Consider the following 20504-nt stretch of genomic DNA (forward strand, 5'->3'; position numbering starts at 1 on the left):
CCCCAAACGGTCGGTGTCAGGGCGTAGCCTAGATACATGTCTCTTGCGCAGCAGATCAATCGCGTCGTCGCCCCCTTCGAAGTCATCAGCGAGTTCTCGCCCGCCGGTGACCAGCCGGCGGCCATCAAGGAACTGACTAGTCGCGTTAACGCGGGGGAGAAGGACGTGGTGCTGCTCGGTGCCACGGGTACCGGCAAATCGGCCACCACCGCCTGGCTCATCGAACAGGTTCAGCGCCCCACCCTAGTGCTGGTGCAGAACAAGACGCTGGCCGCCCAGCTGGCCAACGAGTTCCGTGAGCTGTTGCCCAATAACGCGGTCGAGTATTTCGTCTCCTACTACGACTACTACCAGCCCGAGGCTTACGTACCGCAGACCGATACCTTCATCGAGAAGGACTCATCGGTGAACGAGGAGGTCGAGCGGCTGCGCCACTCGGCTACCAACGCGCTGCTGACCCGCCGCGACGTCATCGTGGTCGCCACCGTCTCCTGCATCTACGGTCTGGGTACCCCCGAGGAATACGTTGCGGGCATGGTCACCCTGAAAAAGGGTATGGAACTGAACCGCGACGATTTGTTGCGCAAATTTGTGTCCATGCAATATGCCCGCAATGACATGGACTTCCACCGTGGCACCTTCCGCGTGCGTGGGGACACCGTGGAGATCATCCCGATGTACGAGGAGCAGGCGCTGAGGATCGAATTCTTCGGCGACGAGATCGAATCCATCCATACGCTCCACCCGGTCACCAGTGAGGTGATTCGTGAAGAAAACGAGATGTACGTGTTCCCCGCCAGCCACTACGTGGCGAGTCCCGAACGGATGAATCGCGCCATCGGGGACATCGAGGACGAGTTACGTATTCGCCTTGACACCCTGGAATCGCAGAACAAGTTGGTGGAAGCCCAGCGGCTGCGCATGCGCACCACATACGACCTGGAGATGATGGAGCAGATGGGGTTCTGCAACGGCATCGAGAACTACTCGCGGCACATGGACGGCCGTGAGCCGGGCACATCCCCGCACTGCTTGATCGACTACTTCCCCGACGATTTCCTGCTGGTTATCGACGAATCGCACGTCACCGTCCCGCAGATCGGCGCGATGTACGAGGGCGATATGTCGCGCAAGCGCACCCTGGTGGAGCACGGCTTCCGGCTTCCCTCCGCGATGGATAACCGGCCGCTGAAATGGGACGAGTTCCTCGAGCGCGTCGGACAGACGGTGTACCTTTCGGCGACCCCGGGCAAATACGAGCTGGGCAAGGCCGACGGCGTGGTGCAGCAGATCATCCGCCCCACCGGTCTGATTGACCCGGAAATTATCCTCAAACCCACCAAGGGGCAGATCGATGACCTCCTTGATGAGATCCGCGTCAGGGTTGAACGCAACGAACGCATCTTGGTTACCACGCTGACCAAGCGGATGGCGGAGGACCTCACCGACTACTTCACCGAACACGGGGTTAAGGTCCAGTACCTGCACTCGGATGTGGACACGTTGCGCCGCGTCGAGCTACTGCGCGAGCTGCGGATGGGCCTGTTCGACGTTTTGGTCGGCATTAACCTTTTGCGTGAGGGACTCGACCTGCCCGAGGTGTCGCTGGTGGCGATCTTGGATGCCGATAAGCAGGGCTTCTTGCGCTCGGCGACCTCGCTGATCCAGACCATCGGCCGTGCCGCCCGTAACGTGGATGGTCAGGTGCACATGTACGGGGATAAGATCACCGCGGCCATGGCCCAGGCCATTGATGAGACCAACCGTCGCCGCGAGGTCCAGCAAAAGTACAACACGGATCATGGTGTTGACCCGCAGCCGTTGCGCAAGAAAATTGCCGACATCACCGATTCGCTGGCGCGTGAAGATGCCGACACGCAGGAGCTGCTGAATAACCAGCGCCTGACAAAGGATGCAAAACGTTCAAGTTCCGGCACCAAAAAGGCGCATGAGACGGTGCGTGCCGACGGCCTGGCCGCCGCCCCGGCGGAGAACCTGGTGGACATGATCAGCCAGATGACCGAGCAGATGCATGCTGCGGCCGCCGAGTTGCACTTTGAGGTGGCCGCCCGGCTGCGTGATGAAGTTTCGGAACTGAAGAAGGAGCTTCGGCAGATGAAGAACGCGGGTCACGCGTAAGCAGTCGTGGCGTTCCGGATCCGTGTGCAACTGCGCGCGCTGCAGGTGGATCCGGACCGGGTCGTAAAAGCTTCGCCTAGCGCGTGCACCGTACTTCAGCACATCCCAGCGAATTCACAAGTTCGAAACATGGATGCGATAGACTAGTCAGAGCGTAGGGGAGTATCCCAAAGTGCTGTGATCGTCAACACGCAAGGCATCGATGCCTCGCCGGGCGCAGCGGCCGATCCAATCTGAATGGGCGGCGGAGAGACTTGCGGTAAAAAACGTACCTCCCTTTCGAAAGGCCCCACATTGGGAAACCACGGTTTAACACTGCAGTTTGAGATTATTGCTCTCGCTGCTTTGTGTATCATTCTTCTTCTTGATTTGCTGTACGTCGTCAAGAAGCCGCACGAACCCTCAATGAAGGAATCTGGCCTTTGGGTCGCGTTCTACGTTGGACTCGCAGTCATCTTTGGCGTCGTTGTCTGGTTCCAGGCAGGCCCGGATCTCGGTCAGCAATTCTATGCCGGTTGGGTGACCGAGTACTCGCTGAGCATCGATAACCTCTTTGTCTTCATCATCATCATGGCCCGCTTCTCGGTACCGCGAAAGTACCAGCAGGAAGTGTTGATGTTCGGCATCATCATTGCCCTGATTCTGCGCGCGATCTTCATCGTCGCCGGTGCAGCCGTCATCGAGCACTACTCGTGGGTCTTCTACATCTTCGGTGCCTTCCTGCTCTTCACCGCCTGGAAGCAGGCCACTGACAACGGTGAGGACGAATCCGAGGGTGCCAACAACGGCATCGTTTACAAGCTGACGAAGAACCTGCCGATCTCCAAGGAATACGACGGTAACAAGCTGCGCACCGTCATCGACGGCAAGAAGATGTTCACTCCGATGGTGATGGTCTTCGTGACCATCGGCATGACTGACCTGCTCTTCGCCGTTGACTCGATCCCCGCGATCTTCGGATTGACTCAGTCCCCGTTCATCGTCTTCACCGCGAACCTGTTCGCGTTGATGGGCCTGCGTCAGCTCTACTTCCTGCTCGGTGGGCTGATGGACCGCTTGATCTTCCTCAAGCACGCATTGTCGATCATCCTGGCCTTCATCGGTGTCAAGCTGGTCTTCCACGCCATGCACGTGAACGAACTGCCGTTCATCAACGGTGGTCAGCACATCGAATGGGTGCCGGATATCTCCATCACCGTTTCCCTTACGGTCATCCTCGGTACCATCGTCATCGCGACGGTAGCCTCGCTGCTCTCCCCGGCCGGCCGCCGCGCCGCCGCCGAGCAGAAGGCTGCAAAGGCGGCAGAAACCGCTGAGATCGACGGCAAGTAACCACTTGCAGCTCTAGAACCACCCTTCTCGGGGCCCGTCTTCCTTATGGAAGACGGGCCCCGACGGTCTTAACCCGCAGCCCATTGCTAGGCTGGGGCAGGTGAACAACTCCCCGATCCCGCCGGTCGCCCTCCAGCTGCGAGACCGCGTCCGCGCCCAACGCCGCACCGTGGCCACGCTTTCTGCCTCGCAGCTGCTTTCCGGGGTGGGCAACGGCGCGGGACTGGCCATCGGTTCGCTCATGGCCGTGGAACTGACCGGGTCCAACGCTTTTGCCGGGGCGGCCACCACCGCGATCTCCGTCGCGGGGGCACTCAGTGCGCTGCCGCTGGCGGCGCTGGCGGTGAAGCGCGGACGCCGCGTGGCCCTGTCCTTCGGCTACTTCCTGGCCGCGCTGGGCGCCATCGGCATGATGCTGGCGCCGGTGGTGCAGAGCTTCGCCATGCTGCTGCTGGGGGCGGCGCTGCTGGGGGTGGGTACCGCGGCGAACCTGCAGGCTCGCTTTGCCGCCACCGACCTGGCCGCCGACGCCACGCGCGGGCGCGATTTGGGGCTGGTGGTCTGGGCCATCACCATCGGTGCCGTGGCGGGCCCGAACCTCATCGGACCCGGAGCGGTGCTGGGTCAGGGACTGGGGCTGCCGCCGATGAGCGGGCCGTTCCTCTTTTCGCTCACCGGTATGGTGCTGGCCATCGTCATCCTGAACATCGGGCTGCGCCCGGACCCCATCGACGTGGCCCGTGCCTGGGAGGCCGCCGATGGTACGGCCCCGGCCCCGGCCGCGCCTCAGGTTGGCCGCCGCCGGGGCTCACTGGCCAAGGGACTGGCGGCGGTGCGGGCCACGCCCGGAGCCACCCTGGGCATATCCAGCATCGTGGTGGCCCACCTGGTGATGGTCGGGGTGATGTCGATGACCCCGGTGCACCTCAAAGATTTAGCCACCATCCCCGGACACGAAATGCACGGCGGCAGCACCGACATTCTGATCGTGGTGGGTTTCGTCATTTCGCTGCATATCGCAGGAATGTACGCCCTGTCTCCGTTCATCGGCGCGCTGGCCGACCGGATCGGCCACCCAAGGATGATGCTCATCGGGCAGGGCACCCTGGTGGCGGCGGTGCTGGTCTGCGGGCTGGGCGCCAGCTCCCGGGCTGCCATCACGGTGGGGTTGGTGCTGCTGGGAGTGGGCTGGTCCATGTGTACGGTATCCGGCTCGGCCTTTTTGGCGCAGCGGGTAGAGCGCGAACGTCGGGTCCTGGTCCAGGGCGTGGCGGATACCCTGATGAGTTCCGCCGGAGCGCTGGGGGCCGCCGGCTCCGGAGTGTTGCTGGCGACCCTGGGCTACGCCGGGCTGGGCTACCTGTGCCTGGTCTTTATTCTGGCCGTGGCAGTTTTCACCCAGCGCGAGGTAGCGCGCTTGTCTTAGTCTTCGGTCTTGCTCAGCTCCAGCAGCTTCGCGAAGATCATCGGGCCATCATCACCAATCCCGTCGTGGTGGTACTCATCGGTCTCCCACACCCGGGTATTGCCCACCGCTGCGGCTGTTTGTAGCGACAGCTCCCTATCCACATAAACATCGTGCGTGTACACGGCGGCCGCCACCGGTACGGTATTGGTCGCCAATACCGCGGGGTCATAGAGCGGTTCCCAGTGTTCATGCTCGGCCAAGATGCGCGCGGTTTCCTCCAGCGGGCGTAGGGCCGGATCATCTTGGAAGTACCAGCGGTACACCATTTCGCCGGTCAGCAGCGGGGTGTCCGCCGTGGGGGAGAAGGCTTCGAATTCCTCCAGCACACGTTCGGCTGACCAATTCGTGGCCGCGCCCTGCGCATAGATCGATTCGTGCAGCAGCGCGTAGAGCGGGTTGGTGGTGCGCTCGGCCTGCTCGGCGATCACTGCCAGGAAGGTATCGGAGAGCCGTTTGCCACCCGGGGTATCGATGAAGGCACCCTCAAAGACATGATGCAGCGCGTGCACCCGGGTATTACCGCCCAGGAATTGACCCAACAGCTGTACCAGCGGCACGGTCAGTGCCCGGCCACCGGGCAGGTGTTCCTCGGTATGGGCCAGGTGGGCCACGATCTGTGTCAAGACCTCACGGTCGCGCGGGTACCAGGCGAAGTATTCCGCGTTGCGTTCGGCCATCCGCGCATAGGTCGCGCGGTACACGGTGTCCGCATCGGCGGTGATCGAGGCCAACCCGCCGGTGACGATGCAGCGCTCCAGAGCTCCCGGGGCGATCGAGAGGTAACTCAGCGTGCAGAAGCCACCGTAACTTTGCCCGAAGGTGCTCCACGTATCGATGCCCAGGGCCTCGCGGATGGCCTCGGCGTCGCGCACGATCGAATCGGCGCGGAAGTGCGTGAGGTAGGCGGCCTGCGCCGCGCCATCCCCGCGTAGCGGCAGTGATTGCCGGTTCGCCGGGGTGCTCAGGCCCGTTCCGCGCTGATCAAGCAGCAAGATCCTAAAGGTCTTGGCGGCCTCGGCCAGCCAGCCGCTCAGCGATGCCGGCCGGGGGGACTTACCGCCCGGACCACCCTGCAGGAAGAGCAACCACGGCAAGGCTGTGGGATCACTATGCTCGGTGGAGGAAATCTCCCGGGCGAAGACCGTGATCTTTTCGCCCTGCGGAACGGCGTGATCCAGCGGAACCTGGAAGTAATGTTCGGTGGTATTCATCCCACGGAAGCTGTAGCTGCGGCTCATGCGCCGGCCCCCAGTTCCGCTAGCGCGGCACCCTCGAGGCGACGGACGCTCCAGCCATCCATGGTTCCGGCGCCCAGGGAGTCGTAGAAGCCGATGGCCGGGGCGTTCCAATCCAGTACGCTCCACTCCACGCGCTTGTAACCGCGTTGTACCGCTAACCGCGCCAGCGTGCTCAACAGTGCCTTGCCGTGCCCGGCGCCGCGCTGGGTTTCGGACACATAGAGATCCTCGAGATGGATTCCGTGGGTGCCCTCCCAGGTGGAGTAGGTCAGGAACCACAGGGCGAAGCCGAGCACCGTGCCCTCCTCCTCCACCACGTGGGCGTATACCTGGGGATCCGGCCCAAAGAGGTGAGCCGTCAGCTGCTCCTGCGTGTTTTTGACGGCGTCGGGCTCGCGCTCATAGACCGCCAGTTCATGGATGAGGGAAAGGATCGCTGCGGCATCGTCGGGCCGCGCGGGGCGAATCAGTGACATGTGACCAAGCCTACCGGCGTGCCGCCGTGCCGTGAATCCAACGCGTGGGTGCCGCGGCCTAATGTTGGGGACGTTTCACCCGCTAGAAAAATCGTTAGGACGGCACCAACTACCATGATGGGCGGCCACCACGCGGCCACAGGCGCAGCAGCCTGGATCGCGATCACCACCAACTTCCAGCTTCCCACCGGGAGGCTCGCCGAGCAGTTTAGCTGGCTGCCCGACACCATCCCGCTGGGGTTTGGACTGCTGCAACAAAGCCCGATTGCGGGGGTGGCCGGGGCCATGGTGTGCGCCGGTGCGGCGTTGCTGCCCGACGCCGATCACCGCCGGGCCACCATCGCGCACTCATTGCCACCGGTATCCAACGCGATCTGCGCCGGCATCGGCGAGGTCTCCGGCGGACACCGCAACGGCACCCACTCGTTGCTGGGCATCGCGGCCTTCACCGTCATGGCCTGGATTCTGGGGCTGTGGACCATGCAGAACTCGCACTTCGGGCTGATTTACCCCGGCGCCGGGCTGCTCGCGGTGCTGCTGGTGTCCTTCGCGCTGAAGGCGTTAAAGTTCATTCCCGACACCATGGCCAGATTGCCGTGGATCATCGCGGTGCCGGCCGGCGTTTTTGTTGCGGTCTTCTCGCCCGATGAACAGCACTGGTTGGTGCTGGCCGTCGCCGTGGGCTGTGCGATCCACATCCTGGGCGACATGCTCACCGTGGGTGGCTGCAACCTGATCTGGCCCATTCGGATTCGCTCGCCGAAGTTGCTGCGGCGCGTGCCGCTGCTCAAGGATGTCTGGAAGCCCGGAGGTCGGGTGGCCTTTCCGATCCTGGGTAGGGCCGGATCGTGGCGCGAATGGTTACTCTGTGTCCCGGTGTCCATCTACGCCATCGCCGGGTTGGTGGTGCCGATGGTGCTCGTGGCCCACAACCAAGTTCAGCCGCTGACTAAGCTTTTGGGTTTCTAATGCACCAACAGCTGTGCCCGCCGGAATTAATCCGGCGGGCACAGCTGTTTAAGCTCGGTGGCGAACTAGTTACGCGTCTTGGCGTCCCACATTTGTCACGGTGATCACCGGGTAACCGGCCTCATCGGAGTCGGCCAGATTCACCGTGGCGTCGATGCCCCAGTCATGGTTGTTCGCCGGGTCAGCGAAGACCTGACGCACCTTCCAAGAGTCCTTGGTGGGGGTGATCATCAACAGGTTCGGTCCGCGGCCGCCGGGGCCATCGTCGATGTCCTCATGTTCCTCGAAGTAGGCGTCCATGGCGTCCGCCCAGGCGTCGGCGTCAAAGCCGCTGTGCCCATCAAGCTCGGCCAGTGCACCATCTTGCTCGTCGGCAAAGAGCTTCACGCGGCGGAACATCTCATTGCGGACCATCACGCGGAAGGCCCGCTGATTACTGGTGAGGCGTTCGGGGGCCGGTGGGATGATCTCTGCGTCGGGTTCGTGCAGCACCCCGTTGGCCAGTTCCTCCCATTCGTCCAGCAGTGAGGAGTCGACCTGACGGATCAGTTCCCCGAGCCATTCGATCAGGTCCTCGAGGTCCTCACGCAGCGCGTCCTGCGGGACGGTCTGGCGCAGCGCTTTAAACGCGTCGGTGAGGTAGCGCAGCAGCACGCCCTCCGAGCGGGTCAGGGAGTAGAACGCCACGTATTCACTGAAGCTCATGGCGCGTTCGTACATGTCGCGAACCACCGACTTGGGTGCCAGCTCAAAGTCGCCGAGCCACGGGGCGCCGGCGCGGTACTGCTCAAATGCGCTGCCCAGTACCTCGGCCAGCGGCTGCGGGTAGCTGACCTCTTCGAGGGCCGCCATCCGGTCGTTGTACTCCATACCCTCGGCCTTCATGGCGGCAATCGCCTCACCGCGGGCCTTCTTCTGCTGGGCTGCGAGCACCTGGCGTGGCTTTTCCAGCGTGGCTTCGATGACCGAGACGACGTCCAGCGCGTAGCTGGGGGACTCGTTGTCAAAGAGCTCCAGGGCCGCCAGCGCGAAGGGTGAAAGTGGCTGGTTCAGCGCGAAGTTCTCCTGCAGGTGCACCGTGAGGGCCAGCATATTGCCGTGCTTGTCCGGGTGATCCAGTCGTTCCACGACGCCGGTGGCCAGTAGCTCGCGCAAGATGCCCAGCGCCTTACGCTGCAGGATTCGCTGACGGACCGGGGGCTCGTGGTTCTCGGTGAGCAGCCGGCGGGCGGCGGCAAAGGAGTCGCCCTCGCGCGCCAACAGGTTCAACAGAATGGAGTGGGTGACGGTGAAGGAGGAGCTCAACGTTTCGGGGGTGGAGGCAATGATGCGGTCGAAGGTCTTCTCGCCCCAGCTCACAAAGCCCTGCGGGGGCTTCTTCTTGGTCACCTGACGCAGCTTCTTGGAGTCATCACCGAACTTGGCTAGTGCCTTCTCCATCGACTTCTTATTCTCGATGGAGTGCTCGGGTGCCTGCACCACCACGGTACCGGCGGTGTCGAACCCGGCCCGCCCGGCACGTCCGGCGATCTGGTGGAACTCGCGGGCATTCAGAATGCGGGTACGTACCCCGTCGTACTTGGACAGGGCGGTGATCAACACGGTGCGGATGGGCACGTTGATGCCCACGCCCAGGGTGTCGGTTCCGCAGATGACCTTCAGCAGGCCAGCCTGCGCCAGCTGTTCAACAAGGCGGCGATACTTCGGCAGCATGCCCGCGTGGTGGACGCCGATGCCGTGGCGCACCAGGCGGTTCAACGTCTTGCCGAAGCCTGCGGAGAACCTGAATCCGGCGATGAGCTCGGAGATGCGGTCTTTTTCCTCACGCGTGCACACATTGATGCTCATCAGTCCGCTGGCTCGATCGATGGCTTCGAGTTGGCTGAAGTGCACCACGTAGATCGGTACCTGCTTGGTGGAGAGCAGTTCCTCGATGGCTTCCTGCACCGCGTCCTGCGAGTAGTAATAGTGCAGTGGGATGGGGCGTTCGGCGTGTGCCACGGTGGTGGTGTCACGCCCGGTGCGCAGCGTGAGTTCATCCTCGAAGCGTCCGACGTCACCGAGGGTGGCGGACATCAGGAGGAACTGTGCCTGGGGGAGTTCCAACAGCGGAACCTGCCATGCCCAACCGCGTTGCGGATCGGCGTAGAAGTGGAATTCGTCCATCACGACGGTGCCCAGATCGGCGGTTTTGCCTTCACGCAGGGCGACGTTGGCCAAGATTTCCGCGGTGCAGCAGATGATCGGAGCATCCTGGTTCACCGAGGAATCGCCGGTGACCATGCCGACGTTCTCTGCACCAAAGATTTTGCACAGGTCAAAGAACTTTTCCGAGACTAGCGCCTTGATGGGAGCGGTGTAGTAGCTGCGCTCGCCGCGGGCCAGGGCGTAGAAGTGTGCGGCGACGGCCACCAGGGACTTTCCCGAGCCGGTTGGCGTGGCGAGGATGACGTTGTTGCCGGCAACATATTCCATGACGGCTTCGTCCTGTGCCGGGTATAGCCCGATGCCGCGGTCCTCCACCCACTTGATGAAGGCTTCATAGACTGATTCGGCGGTGGCGCCGCGCGGGGGAGTATTGGGCAGCAACTCGGTAAGTTTCATGATGTGTCCAAGCCTATCGTTTTACGCGCGGCATTCGGCTTACGCTGTGGTTATGAAATGGGATCCAAAAAAGTATGTGCAATTTGCGGACCACCGAGATCGACCGTTTTTCGATCTGACGGCCCGTATTACCGCTGCGACTCCGAGAGCTGTGGTCGATTTGGGCTGCGGCCCGGGCCCGTTGACTCGCTCGTTGGCTGAACGCTGGCCGGACGCCCATGTGTCTGGCCTTGACTTGTCGGCGGACATGATCGAAAAAGCGCGTAAGGATCAACAAGCGCCAAACCTCAATTTCGAGATCATTGACGCCACCACTTGGGTGCCCGAACCCGAAACCGATGTTTTGGTGTCCAACGCGATGCTTCAGTGGATTCCTGAACATCGAGAGCTCATAGCCAAGTGGCTGGAAGCGTTGGCTCCGGGAGCGTGGTTTGCCGCGCAAGTTCCGGGGAACTTTGGTTCGCCATCGCATGCGTTGATGCGCCAGCTCGCGGAATCCACACGTTGGGCACCACTGCTGACCGGAGTTCTTCGCCATGATGACGCAGTGGGGGAGCCTGCTGACTACCTGCGCATCATGCTGGATGCGGGATTTGAAGCCGATGTGTGGGAAACCACCTATGGTCAGATCCTTTCCGGAATCGATCCAGTGCTCGAATGGGTGCGCGGCACCGCCCTGCGCCCGATCTTAGCCAAGCTCGACCAGGCCGATGCCGCGGAGTTTGAGCGTGAATATGCAGAGCTGGTTGCTCAGGCCTATCCCTCGTTCCCGGACAAACAAGGCGGAGAGCTGACGTTGTTCCCCTTCCGGAGAATTTTTATGGTCGGTCGAAAGCGATGATGGATTCTCGCGGGCGTGGCATTCGGAAAAGAGTCATGCCTGCGCTCGCCGTTCTGGCCTTGGGACTTAGCGCCTGTGGTGGACCCTCTCTCGAGGACTTTCGTCAGGACGATCCCGACGGAAACACCGCTTGTATTCACTTTGTCAGCGGGTATACGGACGATGGTGCTGCCGGTAGAACCAACCTCGTGAAAGCGGCAGATCACGGCTCAAGGTCAACTACCGCGGCCATCAGGAATGCTGTCTCGACCGACGAATCTGGTACTCACAGCATCATCGACAAGGAATCCTTCAAGAAGGCCTGCAATGCCCAGGGGATGAACATCAAATAGTTCAGTTCTGCGGTGTCACCCGCCAATATTAAATTTCCGCCGTTGGAGTCGTACTCGAGCTGTCTTCTTGGCTCCCAACAATGGCCATATAGGGCTTCCTTACGTCATCCAACCGGCGTAAAGTAGTAAATATGTTCGAAGAGTACGAAAAATACTTATCGAACCCGACGCCTCTTTCAGTTGAAGCCGCCGGGGAACTCATCCTTGGCCATCGGCACATTCCGGCCGACATGACGAGGCCACCCAGAGAGCGTGCCGAGGCCGAGCAGCCCGACGATAGCTGCGTAGATTTCATCAACGATATGACGAGGGCCATGGCATGCCTGCCGCAAACTGTTGGTGAGGTATCAAGAGCTGCCCGCATTGCTGCATTGGAACGTGCCAAAGCGTCGGTCTGTGCCGCACAAGCCAAAGAAGCGTATGGACTAGAACAAGACGTAGTTGCTCGGCACGAGGATGATGGGGTTTATAAGGACTTCCCAGCGCGCGGCGTCGGTGCCGAGGTGGCTCTGGCGCGTATGGATGCCCAATATTTAGGGCCTCGGTTTAGTTCGTACGCCAAATCAATGATTGAGCATATGCCCTATACCTTCGATGCACTGCAGCGAGGCGAACTCAAGGAAAGTCGATCGATGCTCATCGTTCGAGAGACCAACAATCTTGATCCTGGAGTTCGCGAATTAATTGACCGGGAGATTGCCGGCGAACAGGGTTCTCTGGAAGGTGTGGGAGATAATGAACTGCGCTCTCGCATCCGGAAAATCGTCCTTGCCTTCGACAATACCGAAGACATGATCAAGCACGGTGATGCGGAGAATCGGCGTCGTATTTCGCTAACGCCGACGCCCGACGGGATGATGCGAATTAGCGGTGTGCTCCCCATTATTCAAGGTGTAGCCATGAAGCAAGCCTTGTTAGCCAAGGTCGCAAAACGTCGGGCCAAGGGGGACGCCCGAACCGATCAGCAGATCATGGCGGATACGGCCGTTGAACGAATCACCGGACAAGAAGTGGCATCCCGTCCAGGACTCTCGTTGAGTGTTTCGATGACTGATCGATCCTTGCTCGAGGGGGACAGCGAACCGGCATTTATTCAGGGATATGGAACGATCTCAGCCGAATACGTCAGGCGAATGATCGCCAGGGATCCTAAGCTTTCGAAGCGTAAGCAAAAGGCCAGAGTGTGGATGCGGCGCCTGTACACATCTCCCACCACCGGACAGTTAGTTGCGATGGATTCAAAGGCACGCATCGTGCCCCAGAAACTCAAAGACCTGATCAATATTCGAGATCAACATTGTCGTACCCCATATTGTGGCGCACCAATTCGACATATTGACCACATATTCCAATTCGCCAAGGGTGGGCAGACCACAGAATCAAATACCGATGGACGATGTGCTCGTTGCAACCAAACGAAGGAAACTTCGGGTTGGGAAGAGTTTGTCGTAATTGGACCTCGGCACACCATTCTGATCAAAACGCCAAGCGGCCAGACATACCGCTCTATCGCACCACCACCGCCGGGCACTCCGGCATATCCGCCGGAATCCGATATGTTCTTCAGGATTACCAGCCCCTGATTCTCCAGTCGTTCAGGCTGGGACGCTCCGCGCCCAATGTTGTGGTGACGCCGTGGCCGGGGAGAACTAAAGAATCATCTGGATATTGTTCGAAGATTCGTTGCGTAACGTCATCGAGCAACGTCGTAAATCGCTGAGCATCCTGCTGCGTATTGCCCACGCCGCCCGGGAATAGCGAATCGCCACTAAGGATGACGGTAGTTCCATCCTCGTCTCGAAGGACATAGGCGATGGAACCAGGAGTGTGACCTCGAAGGTGAACACATTCCAGAACTGTGGTCCCAACCGAAACGGTATCGCCTTGCTTCAGCGGTACATCGATATTTACGTTCGCGCCAGAAGCGATTCCCTCAACATCTTCCGCGCCGGCATACGTCGTTACTCCGGTGCGCTCGACGTATTCCTTCAGAGCTCTGATGTGGTCCCAATGTTGGTGAGTGGTGGCGATGCCGACCAACTTCGTTGGAACCGAGGCATCGGTCGCCGCAGAGTCGACCAACCGATCGATGGACGCCGCATCGTCCGCTGCGTCGATCAGTAGTTGCGAACCGTCGCTCTTAGATGTCACGAGATAAATATTGTTGGCCATTTCGGAAACGCTGATGGAGCGGACAGTTGCGTTCGATAGGTCTAAGAAGAGTTCAGTCATGGCAATACCTTACGTCGTACCAAATGGGGGCAAGATAGTCTGTGGCGCAGGCTTTGCCCACGATCTACCTGAAGGACGTTTCTCATGGACGTAAATCCCTTGGCATTCATTGCCCTCGATCCGACCGACAAAACAGCACCGTACCAACAAGTCCGCCAACAGATCCTTGTTGCCATCTCCAAGGGAAAGCTCAAAGCTGGCACCAAGTTGCCTTCAGTGCGGGCGCTCGCCGACCAACTGGGCCTCGCCGTCAACACCGCGGCCAAGGTTTATAAGGAATTAGAAGGCTCCGGAGCGGTGGTGACCCGCGGGCGGCACGGCACCATCGTTCAGGCAACTGAGGACGAGGGTTCCATCGCCGTGGCCGACGTTGCGTCGGAATTGGCAGCCATTGCGACACGCTGGGGAATTTCCGAAAAGGCAGCTGTTGCATACGTCCGAGCGGCCTTCACTTCGCAGCTCGGATAGTCCTAGGTCGCATTGCTCACAAGTGCTCCCCATTCGAAGTAGTTTTCGATTAGCATGTTCTGGTGCCTACTTCCCGCTCCCTCGAGACCCAGCGCCCGCACGACCTGACCCGCCTTGTGGTCAAGGGTGCGCGCGAACATAACCTACGCAATGTCGACCTCGATTTGCCGCGTGACGCGATGATCGTCTTCACCGGGCTCTCGGGCTCCGGTAAGTCCTCGCTGGCATTCGACACCATCTTTGCCGAGGGACAACGACGCTACGTCGAATCTCTCTCCGCCTACGCGCGCCAGTTCCTGGGTCAGGTCGACAAGCCCGACGTTGACTTCATTGAGGGGCTTTCCCCGGCGGTCTCCATCGACCAGAAGTCAACGTCGAAGAACCCGCGCTCCACGGTGGGAACCATCACCGAGATTTATGACTACATGCGTCTGCTCTGGGCTCGTGTGGGCAGGCCATATTGCCCGGTTTGTGGTGAGGCAGTCACCAAGCAGACTCCGCAGCAGATCGTTGACCAACTACTTGAACTTGCACCCAAGACCCGATTCCAGGTCCTTGCACCGGTGGTCCGTGGTCGCAAGGGTGAGTTTGTTGACCTCTTCAAGGAACTGGGTGCCAAGGGTTACTCCCGAGCACGTGTGGATGGGGAGACCATTCAGATCAGTGACCCGCCGAAGCTGGGTAAGCAGTACAAACACACCATCGAGGTGGTCGTTGACCGCCTGGCGATTAATGACAAGGTACGCCAGCGCCTGACAGATTCGATCGAAACCGCGCTCAACCTAGCCGAGGGCAGAGTCCTCATCGACTTTGTTGACCTTGATGCAGATGATGCCGGTCGGATCCGCACCTTCTCCGAAAACCTCGCCTGCCCCAACGAACACCCGTTGGCCATCGACGAGATCGAACCGCGGTCCTTCTCCTTCAACAACCCCTTCGGCGCCTGCCCCGCCTGCAGTGGCATCGGTACGCGCCTTGAGGTCGACGAGGATCTGATCATTCCGGACGTTGACATGCCCTTGGGACACGGCGCCATTGCGCCATGGTCATTGGGCACGGCAACCAGCGAATATTGGAATCGATTGCTCGAAGGACTGGGCGTCGAAATGGATTTCACGCTCGAAACTCCGTGGAACAAGCTGCCGGCCATCGCTCGGCAGGCCATTCTTCACGGCAAGGACCACAAGGTTGTGGTGCAGTACAAGAACCGCTTCGGACGCGAGCGCAAGTACTCCACCGGGTTTGAAGGTGTGGTGCAGTACATTCACCGCAAGCACCTCGAAACCGAGTCCGAGAATGCCCGGGACAAATACGAAGAGTACATGCGCCAGATCCCGTGCCCGGAATGCAACGGTGCTCGGTTGAACCCCGCCTCACTGTCGGTACTGATCAACGAGAAGTCCATTGCCGAGGTCTCGGCAATGCCGATGCGCGAGTGCTCGGATTTCCTCGAGAACCTGGTACTCACCGGCCGTGAGGCACAGATCGCCAATCAGGTACTGAAAGAAATTCAGGCCCGCCTGCGCTTCCTGCTCGACGTGGGGCTCGAATACCTGAACTTGGAACGCCCGGCAGGAACGCTCTCCGGCGGCGAAGCTCAGCGTATCCGCCTAGCAACACAGATCGGCTCCGGCTTGGTTGGGGTGCTCTACGTGCTTGACGAGCCCTCGATCGGTCTGCACCAGCGTGACAACCGCCGACTCATCGAAACCCTGACACGCCTGCGTTCGCTGGGCAACACCCTGATCGTCGTCGAGCACGATGAAGACACCATCGCCGAGGCGGACTGGATTGTTGACATCGGTCCGGGCGCCGGCGAACACGGCGGTGAGGTGGTGCACTCCGGATCGTTGGAAGGTTTAAAAGCCAACACCCGCTCCATCACCGGCGACTACCTCTCGGGGCGCAAAAAGATCGAGATTCCGGACAAGCGCCGAAAGATCGATAAGAAGCGACAGATCACCGTCATCGGTGCCCGCGAGAATAACCTTGAGGACCTCACCGCTCACTTCCCGCTCGGGGTTCTGACCGCCGTCACGGGCGTCTCGGGTTCGGGCAAGTCCACACTGGTGAACGACGTGCTCTACAAGGTGCTGGCCAATAAGCTCAATGGTGCCAAGCAGGTTCCGGGGCGTCACACCCGCGTTGAAGGCCTTGAGCACCTCGACAAGGTCATCCACGTTGACCAGTCGCCCATCGGCCGCACCCCACGCTCCAACCCGGCTACCTACACCGGTGTTTTTGACCACGTTCGTAAGCTCTTTGCGGAGACCAACGAGGCCAAAGTTCGCGGTTACCTGCCGGGCCGCTTCTCCTTCAACGTCAAGGGCGGGCGCTGCGAATCGTGCTCGGGTGATGGCACACTGAAAATCGAGATGAACTTCCTCCCGGACGTTTATGTCCCGTGTGAGGTTTGCCATGGAGCGCGCTATAACCGCGAGACCCTGGAAGTCCAGTACAAGGGCAAATCCATTGCCGACGTGCTGAACATGCCGATCGAGGAGGGTGCGGAGTTCTTTGCCGCCTTCACCCCGATCTCTCGCCACCTGCGCACCCTGGTGGATGTGGGACTGGGCTACGTCCGTCTGGGACAGGCTTCGACCACTCTCTCCGGCGGCGAAGCGCAGCGCGTGAAATTGGCTGCCGAGCTGCAGAAACGCTCCAATGGTCGCTCTATCTACGTGCTCGACGAGCCCACCACCGGCCTGCACTTCGAAGATATCCGCAAGCTCCTGCTGGTCCTTCAGGGGCTGGTCGACAAGGGCAACACCGTGATCACCATCGAGCACAACCTCGACGTGATCAAGTCCGCGGACTGGGTCATCGACATGGGTCCAGAAGGCGGCAGCGGCGGCGGCGAAATCATCGCCCTCGGCACACCGGAACAGGTCGCCAAGACGGCCGGAAGCTACACCGGAAAGTTCCTCGCGCCACTGCTTGGCTAGGCATCAACGTCGTGCGTGTATGCCGATTCGGGCATGCACGTACGGCGAAGCCGCCAGGTTCATGCGAGAATACCAAGGTGATGATTGCTCCCTCTGCCGTGCTACTTGACCTCGACGGAACCCTTGTGGACCCCGCCGGGGCGATAACCTCGGGCATCCGCCATGCGTTGACGCAGGCGCAGATTCCCGACCCGGGTGAAGAAAAACTCCTGTCCCTCATCGGACCGCCACTGACCATCGGGTTGGCCAGTATCCAGGGCGTCACACCGACGAACATCGGGTCGCTGATCTCCACCTATCGCGCGCAATATGCCAGCCATGGCATGGCGTCCTCGCGGCCCTACCCGGGCGTGTTGGAATTACTCGGCTCATTACGTGAAGCCGGAATCACGGTGCTGGTCGCCACGGCCAAGCCCACGCACATTGCCGCAGAACTGTTGGAGATCCAGGGGATTACTCCACTGCTTGACGGGATTTTTGGCAACGACGACGAGGGCGATGGGCATTCCTCCTCCAAGACTCACATTGTGGCCGCTGCCCTCAGCGCGCACGACCTAGACCCCGCGCACTGCGTGATGGTCGGGGATCGGCGTTATGACATCGAGGCGGCCAACGAAAATTCCATGACCTCCATCGGTGCCGAGTGGGGCTTCGCCGAAGCCGGAGAACTAGCGGCCGCGGGAGCATCGGCCCACGCAGTGGATGTCCCGGCGCTTGCCGGGCTGCTGCTGGGATCACTCGCCGAAGAATCGCTGCGCGCCGCGTTGGCGTCCGTCTCCAGCTCGGGAGCTAACGCTTAGATGAGTTTGTACACCATGACCCGCTCATCGATCCGCGGGCTACTGACGGGGCTGTGCCGCCCCACCATCACCGGGCTGGAGAACGTTCCGCGCACCGGACCGATCATCGTCGCCTCCAACCACCTGTCCTTCTTGGACTCGATCATCATCCAGGCGCTGACCCCGCGCGATGTTGCGTTCTTCGCCAAGGCCGAATACTTCACCACGCCCGGGCTTAAGGGCAAGGCCATGAAGACCTTCTTCGAATCCGTAGGCTCCATCCCGGTGCAGCGCGGGGAACAAGCGGCATCCGTTGCGGCCCTTGAATCCCTGGTGGACATCTTGGAATCCGGCAGTGGCATCGGCATCTACCCGGAGGGAACCCGCTCGCGCGATGGGCAACTGTACCGCGGCCGCACCGGCGTGGGCTGGCTGGCGCTGACCACCGGTGCCCCGGTGATTCCGGTGGGACTGATCGGTACCGAGAAGCTGCAGCCCGCGGGCAAAAACACCATCAAACCGCACCACTTCACCATCGCCTTCGGCAAACCACTGCAATTTGAGCATCTGGGACGCAAGCACCCACTGCCGCAGCGGCGTGCCGCCACCGACCAGATCGTTGACGCCATCGCTGAACTCACCGGCCAGGAGCGGGTGGACGCGTACAACCAGTCACCCATCGCCGAGTAGAAGCGAAAAAACACCGTGGCAGATCCCAAAAGTTACCGCCCCGCGACGGGAGATATCCCCATCAACCCGGGGGTCTACCGCTTTCGTGATGAGGTGGGCCGCGTCATCTACGTCGGCAAGGCCAAGGTGCTGCGATCACGATTGAATTCGTACTTCGCCAATCCCGCCACGCTGACCGCCAAGACCCACACCATGGTGCATACCGCGGTGTCGGTTGAATGGACGGTTGTCGGTTCGGAACTTGAGGCGTTGCAGCTCGAATACACCTGGATCAAGGAATTTAACCCGCGGTTTAACATCGTCTTCCGCGACGATAAGTCCTACCCGTACCTCGCGGTGACCATGGGGGATAAGTACCCCCGCGCGCAGGTGATGCGTGGGGACAAGCGCAAGGACACCAAGTACTTCGGCCCGTTTTACCCGGCCAAGGCCATCCGCGAGACCCTGGATACGCTCTTGCGCGTCTTCCCGGTACGTAGCTGCTCCACCGGGGTCTTCAATCGGGCACAATCCTCCGGACGTCCCTGCCTGCTGGGCTACATCGACAAATGCGCCGCCCCCTGTGTGGGCCGCGTCAGCCCCGAGGAACACCGGGAGCTCGCCGCAGATCTCTGCCAATTCATGGGCGGTGAGGGAACCCGCTTCATCAAGGAACTTGAAACCAAGATGGCCGATGCCGTCTCGCGGCTCGAATATGAGCAGGCAGGTCGTTATCGTGACGACATCGCCGCGCTACGCCGAGTATTCGAGCGTAATGCCGTGGTGCTGAGCGAAAATACCGAGGCCGACATCTTCGCCGTGCACGAGGACGAGCTCGAGGCCGCGGTGCAGGTATTCCACGTGCGCAACGGGCGCATCCGCGGCCAGCGCGGCTGGGTCGTGGAAAAGGTCGAGGACTCGACCCCCGAACAATTCATCGAGCACCTGCTCACTCAGGTCTACGGTGAGGCAGCGGGCGATGACCGGATCCCGCGCGAGGTACTGGTCCCGGTGCTCCCGGAAAACGCCGACGACGTCGCCGCCTGGCTACACGAACGCCGCGGCTCGGCCGTCTCGCTGCGCGTGGCACAGCGCGGGGACAAGGCAACACTCGCCGAAACGGTGCGAGAAAACGCCGAGCAGTCGTTGCGCCTGCACAAATCCCGCCGCGCCGGGGACCTGACAACGCGCTCCGCCTCACTCCAGGAGTTGCAGGAATCCCTCGGGCTGCCGATTCCGCTGCTGCGCATCGAATGTTACGACGCCTCACATACCCAGGGCACCAACGTGGTGGCCTCCATGGTGGTGTTCGAAGACGGGCTGCCGAAAAAGAGTGACTACCGCAAATTTGCCATCACCGGTGAGGCGGCCCGCGATGACACCGCCTCGATGTATGACGTGATTTCTCGCCGCTTCAAAAACTACTTAGAGGAATCGGCCAACATGGTGCCGATGGTCTCCGGAGAGGTGGATATCTCCGACGCCGCGGCCAAGGCCCCGGCACGACGATTCGCCTACCCGCCCTCGCTGGTCATCGTTGATGGTGGACCACCCCAGGTCGCCGCAGCCTCCCGTGCCCTGGCCGATCTGGGTATCGATGACATCTACGTGGTGGGCCTGGCTAAACGTCTGGAGGAGCTGTGGCTACCGGAGGATGAGTTCCCGGTCATCCTGCCACGTGCCTCCAACGCCCTGTACCTGGTTCAGCGAGTGCGTGATGAGGCGCACCGTTTTGCCATCACCTTCCACCGCAAAAAGCGTTCGGCCTCGATGACCACCTCGCTGCTTGATTCCATTTCCGGTCTGGGTCCCGCCAAACGCGAGGCACTGCGTAAGCACTTCGGGACGATGAAAAAGATGCGTGCGGCCTCCGTTGAAGAACTGGGGCAGGTTTCGGGCATCGGTCCGGTGCTGGCCGCCACGGTCTTTGCGGAACTGTCCAAGGCCGATACGGGTGCGCCGGCAGTGAACATGACTACCGGTGAGGTCCTTTCCTAACGCCTCGCGCCGTC

The 20504-nt window shown here is 60.9% G+C and carries 16 protein-coding genes; 12 read left to right on the plus strand and 4 right to left on the minus strand.

What is annotated here, in order from left to right:
* Positions 1–36: 36 nt before the first annotated feature.
* The 3 genes from uvrB to HED64_RS08030 all read left to right on the plus strand — a co-directional run bounded on the left by uvrB (position 37) and on the right by HED64_RS08030 (position 4897).
* Positions 37–2139 (plus strand): excinuclease ABC subunit UvrB, encoded by a 2103-nt coding sequence (gene uvrB / locus HED64_RS08020; RefSeq protein WP_168151532.1) that lies wholly within the window; start codon positions 37–39, stop codon positions 2137–2139.
* 315 nt (positions 2140–2454) lie between these two features.
* A complete protein-coding gene (locus HED64_RS08025; protein ID WP_245325842.1) occupies positions 2455–3471 on the plus strand; it encodes a TerC family protein in 1017 nt (338 codons plus the stop codon).
* Between the two features lie 100 nt (positions 3472–3571).
* Positions 3572–4897, plus strand: a complete 1326-nt coding sequence (locus HED64_RS08030; RefSeq protein ID WP_168151534.1) for an MFS transporter — start codon at positions 3572–3574, stop codon at positions 4895–4897.
* Here HED64_RS08030 and HED64_RS08035 read toward each other — a convergent pair.
* A complete protein-coding gene (locus tag HED64_RS08035; protein WP_168151535.1) occupies positions 4894–6177 on the minus strand; it encodes an alpha/beta fold hydrolase in 1284 nt (427 codons plus the stop codon). The genes HED64_RS08030 and HED64_RS08035 overlap by 4 nt on opposite strands.
* On the minus strand, positions 6174–6653 hold the full coding sequence (locus HED64_RS08040; RefSeq protein ID WP_168151536.1) for a GNAT family N-acetyltransferase: 480 nt from the start codon (positions 6651–6653) through the stop codon (positions 6174–6176). Before HED64_RS08040 ends, HED64_RS08035 begins: the two co-directional genes overlap by 4 nt.
* 114 nt (positions 6654–6767) lie before the next feature.
* On the opposite strand from HED64_RS08040, the gene HED64_RS08045 reads away from it, so the two are divergent.
* Positions 6768–7622, plus strand: a complete 855-nt coding sequence (locus HED64_RS08045; protein WP_168151537.1) for a metal-dependent hydrolase — start codon at positions 6768–6770, stop codon at positions 7620–7622.
* Positions 7623–7691: 69 nt separating this feature from the next.
* Here HED64_RS08045 and HED64_RS08050 read toward each other — a convergent pair whose 3' ends face one another.
* Positions 7692–10226: a DEAD/DEAH box helicase gene (locus tag HED64_RS08050; RefSeq protein ID WP_168151538.1), complete on the minus strand. Its 2535-nt coding sequence runs from the start codon at positions 10224–10226 to the stop codon at positions 7692–7694.
* A 52-nt stretch (positions 10227–10278) separates the two neighbouring features.
* Between HED64_RS08050 and HED64_RS08055 the strand changes: the two genes are divergently transcribed.
* The 3 genes from HED64_RS08055 to HED64_RS08065 all read left to right on the plus strand — a co-directional run bounded on the left by HED64_RS08055 (position 10279) and on the right by HED64_RS08065 (position 12982).
* Positions 10279–11067, plus strand: a complete 789-nt coding sequence (locus HED64_RS08055; protein WP_168151539.1) for a trans-aconitate 2-methyltransferase — start codon at positions 10279–10281, stop codon at positions 11065–11067.
* Positions 11068–11102: 35 nt separating this feature from the next.
* Complete coding sequence (locus tag HED64_RS08060; protein ID WP_168151540.1) at positions 11103–11399, plus strand: hypothetical protein; 297 nt, start codon at positions 11103–11105, stop codon at positions 11397–11399.
* Positions 11400–11530: 131 nt separating this feature from the next.
* Positions 11531–12982, plus strand: a complete 1452-nt coding sequence (locus HED64_RS08065) for an HNH endonuclease (protein ID WP_168151541.1) — start codon at positions 11531–11533, stop codon at positions 12980–12982.
* Here HED64_RS08065 and HED64_RS08070 read toward each other — a convergent pair.
* Positions 12969–13631 (minus strand): MBL fold metallo-hydrolase, encoded by a 663-nt coding sequence (locus tag HED64_RS08070; RefSeq protein ID WP_168151542.1) that lies wholly within the window; start codon positions 13629–13631, stop codon positions 12969–12971. The two genes, HED64_RS08065 and HED64_RS08070, sit on opposite strands and share 14 nt — an antisense overlap.
* An 84-nt stretch (positions 13632–13715) precedes the next feature.
* Between HED64_RS08070 and HED64_RS08075 the strand changes: the two genes are divergently transcribed.
* The 5 genes from HED64_RS08075 to uvrC all read left to right on the plus strand — a co-directional run bounded on the left by HED64_RS08075 (position 13716) and on the right by uvrC (position 20490).
* A complete protein-coding gene (locus tag HED64_RS08075) occupies positions 13716–14099 on the plus strand; it encodes a GntR family transcriptional regulator (protein WP_168151543.1) in 384 nt (127 codons plus the stop codon).
* A 62-nt stretch (positions 14100–14161) separates the two neighbouring features.
* Positions 14162–17044, plus strand: coding sequence for an excinuclease ABC subunit UvrA (uvrA, locus tag HED64_RS08080; RefSeq protein WP_168151544.1), 2883 nt, complete (start codon positions 14162–14164; stop codon positions 17042–17044).
* Between the two features lie 80 nt (positions 17045–17124).
* Complete coding sequence (locus HED64_RS08085) at positions 17125–17844, plus strand: HAD hydrolase-like protein (protein ID WP_168151545.1); 720 nt, start codon at positions 17125–17127, stop codon at positions 17842–17844.
* Complete coding sequence (locus HED64_RS08090) at positions 17845–18513, plus strand: lysophospholipid acyltransferase family protein (protein WP_168151546.1); 669 nt, start codon at positions 17845–17847, stop codon at positions 18511–18513. It abuts the gene before it with no gap.
* A 15-nt stretch (positions 18514–18528) separates the two neighbouring features.
* Positions 18529–20490: an excinuclease ABC subunit UvrC gene (gene uvrC, locus HED64_RS08095; RefSeq protein ID WP_168151547.1), complete on the plus strand. Its 1962-nt coding sequence runs from the start codon at positions 18529–18531 to the stop codon at positions 20488–20490.
* The last annotated feature ends 14 nt before the right edge of the window (positions 20491–20504 follow it).

The organism is Paeniglutamicibacter terrestris (genome assembly GCF_012271785.1).
Classification (GTDB): domain Bacteria; phylum Actinomycetota; class Actinomycetes; order Actinomycetales; family Micrococcaceae; genus Paeniglutamicibacter; species Paeniglutamicibacter terrestris.

Coding starts and splice junctions, on each gene's coding strand:
- uvrB (WP_168151532.1), top strand. CDS start 37: ATGTCTCTTGCGCAGCAGATCAATCGCGTCGTCGCCCCCTTCGAAGTC.
- HED64_RS08035 (WP_168151535.1), bottom strand. CDS start 6,177: ATGAGCCGCAGCTACAGCTTCCGTGGGATGAATACCACCGAACATTAC.
- HED64_RS08040 (WP_168151536.1), bottom strand. CDS start 6,653: ATGTCACTGATTCGCCCCGCGCGGCCCGACGATGCCGCAGCGATCCTT.
- HED64_RS08045 (WP_168151537.1), top strand. CDS start 6,768: ATGATGGGCGGCCACCACGCGGCCACAGGCGCAGCAGCCTGGATCGCG.
- HED64_RS08050 (WP_168151538.1), bottom strand. CDS start 10,226: ATGAAACTTACCGAGTTGCTGCCCAATACTCCCCCGCGCGGCGCCACC.
- HED64_RS08055 (WP_168151539.1), top strand. CDS start 10,279: ATGAAATGGGATCCAAAAAAGTATGTGCAATTTGCGGACCACCGAGAT.
- HED64_RS08060 (WP_168151540.1), top strand. CDS start 11,103: ATGCCTGCGCTCGCCGTTCTGGCCTTGGGACTTAGCGCCTGTGGTGGA.
- HED64_RS08065 (WP_168151541.1), top strand. CDS start 11,531: ATGTTCGAAGAGTACGAAAAATACTTATCGAACCCGACGCCTCTTTCA.
- HED64_RS08070 (WP_168151542.1), bottom strand. CDS start 13,631: ATGACTGAACTCTTCTTAGACCTATCGAACGCAACTGTCCGCTCCATC.
- HED64_RS08075 (WP_168151543.1), top strand. CDS start 13,716: ATGGACGTAAATCCCTTGGCATTCATTGCCCTCGATCCGACCGACAAA.
- HED64_RS08085 (WP_168151545.1), top strand. CDS start 17,125: ATGATTGCTCCCTCTGCCGTGCTACTTGACCTCGACGGAACCCTTGTG.
- HED64_RS08090 (WP_168151546.1), top strand. CDS start 17,845: ATGAGTTTGTACACCATGACCCGCTCATCGATCCGCGGGCTACTGACG.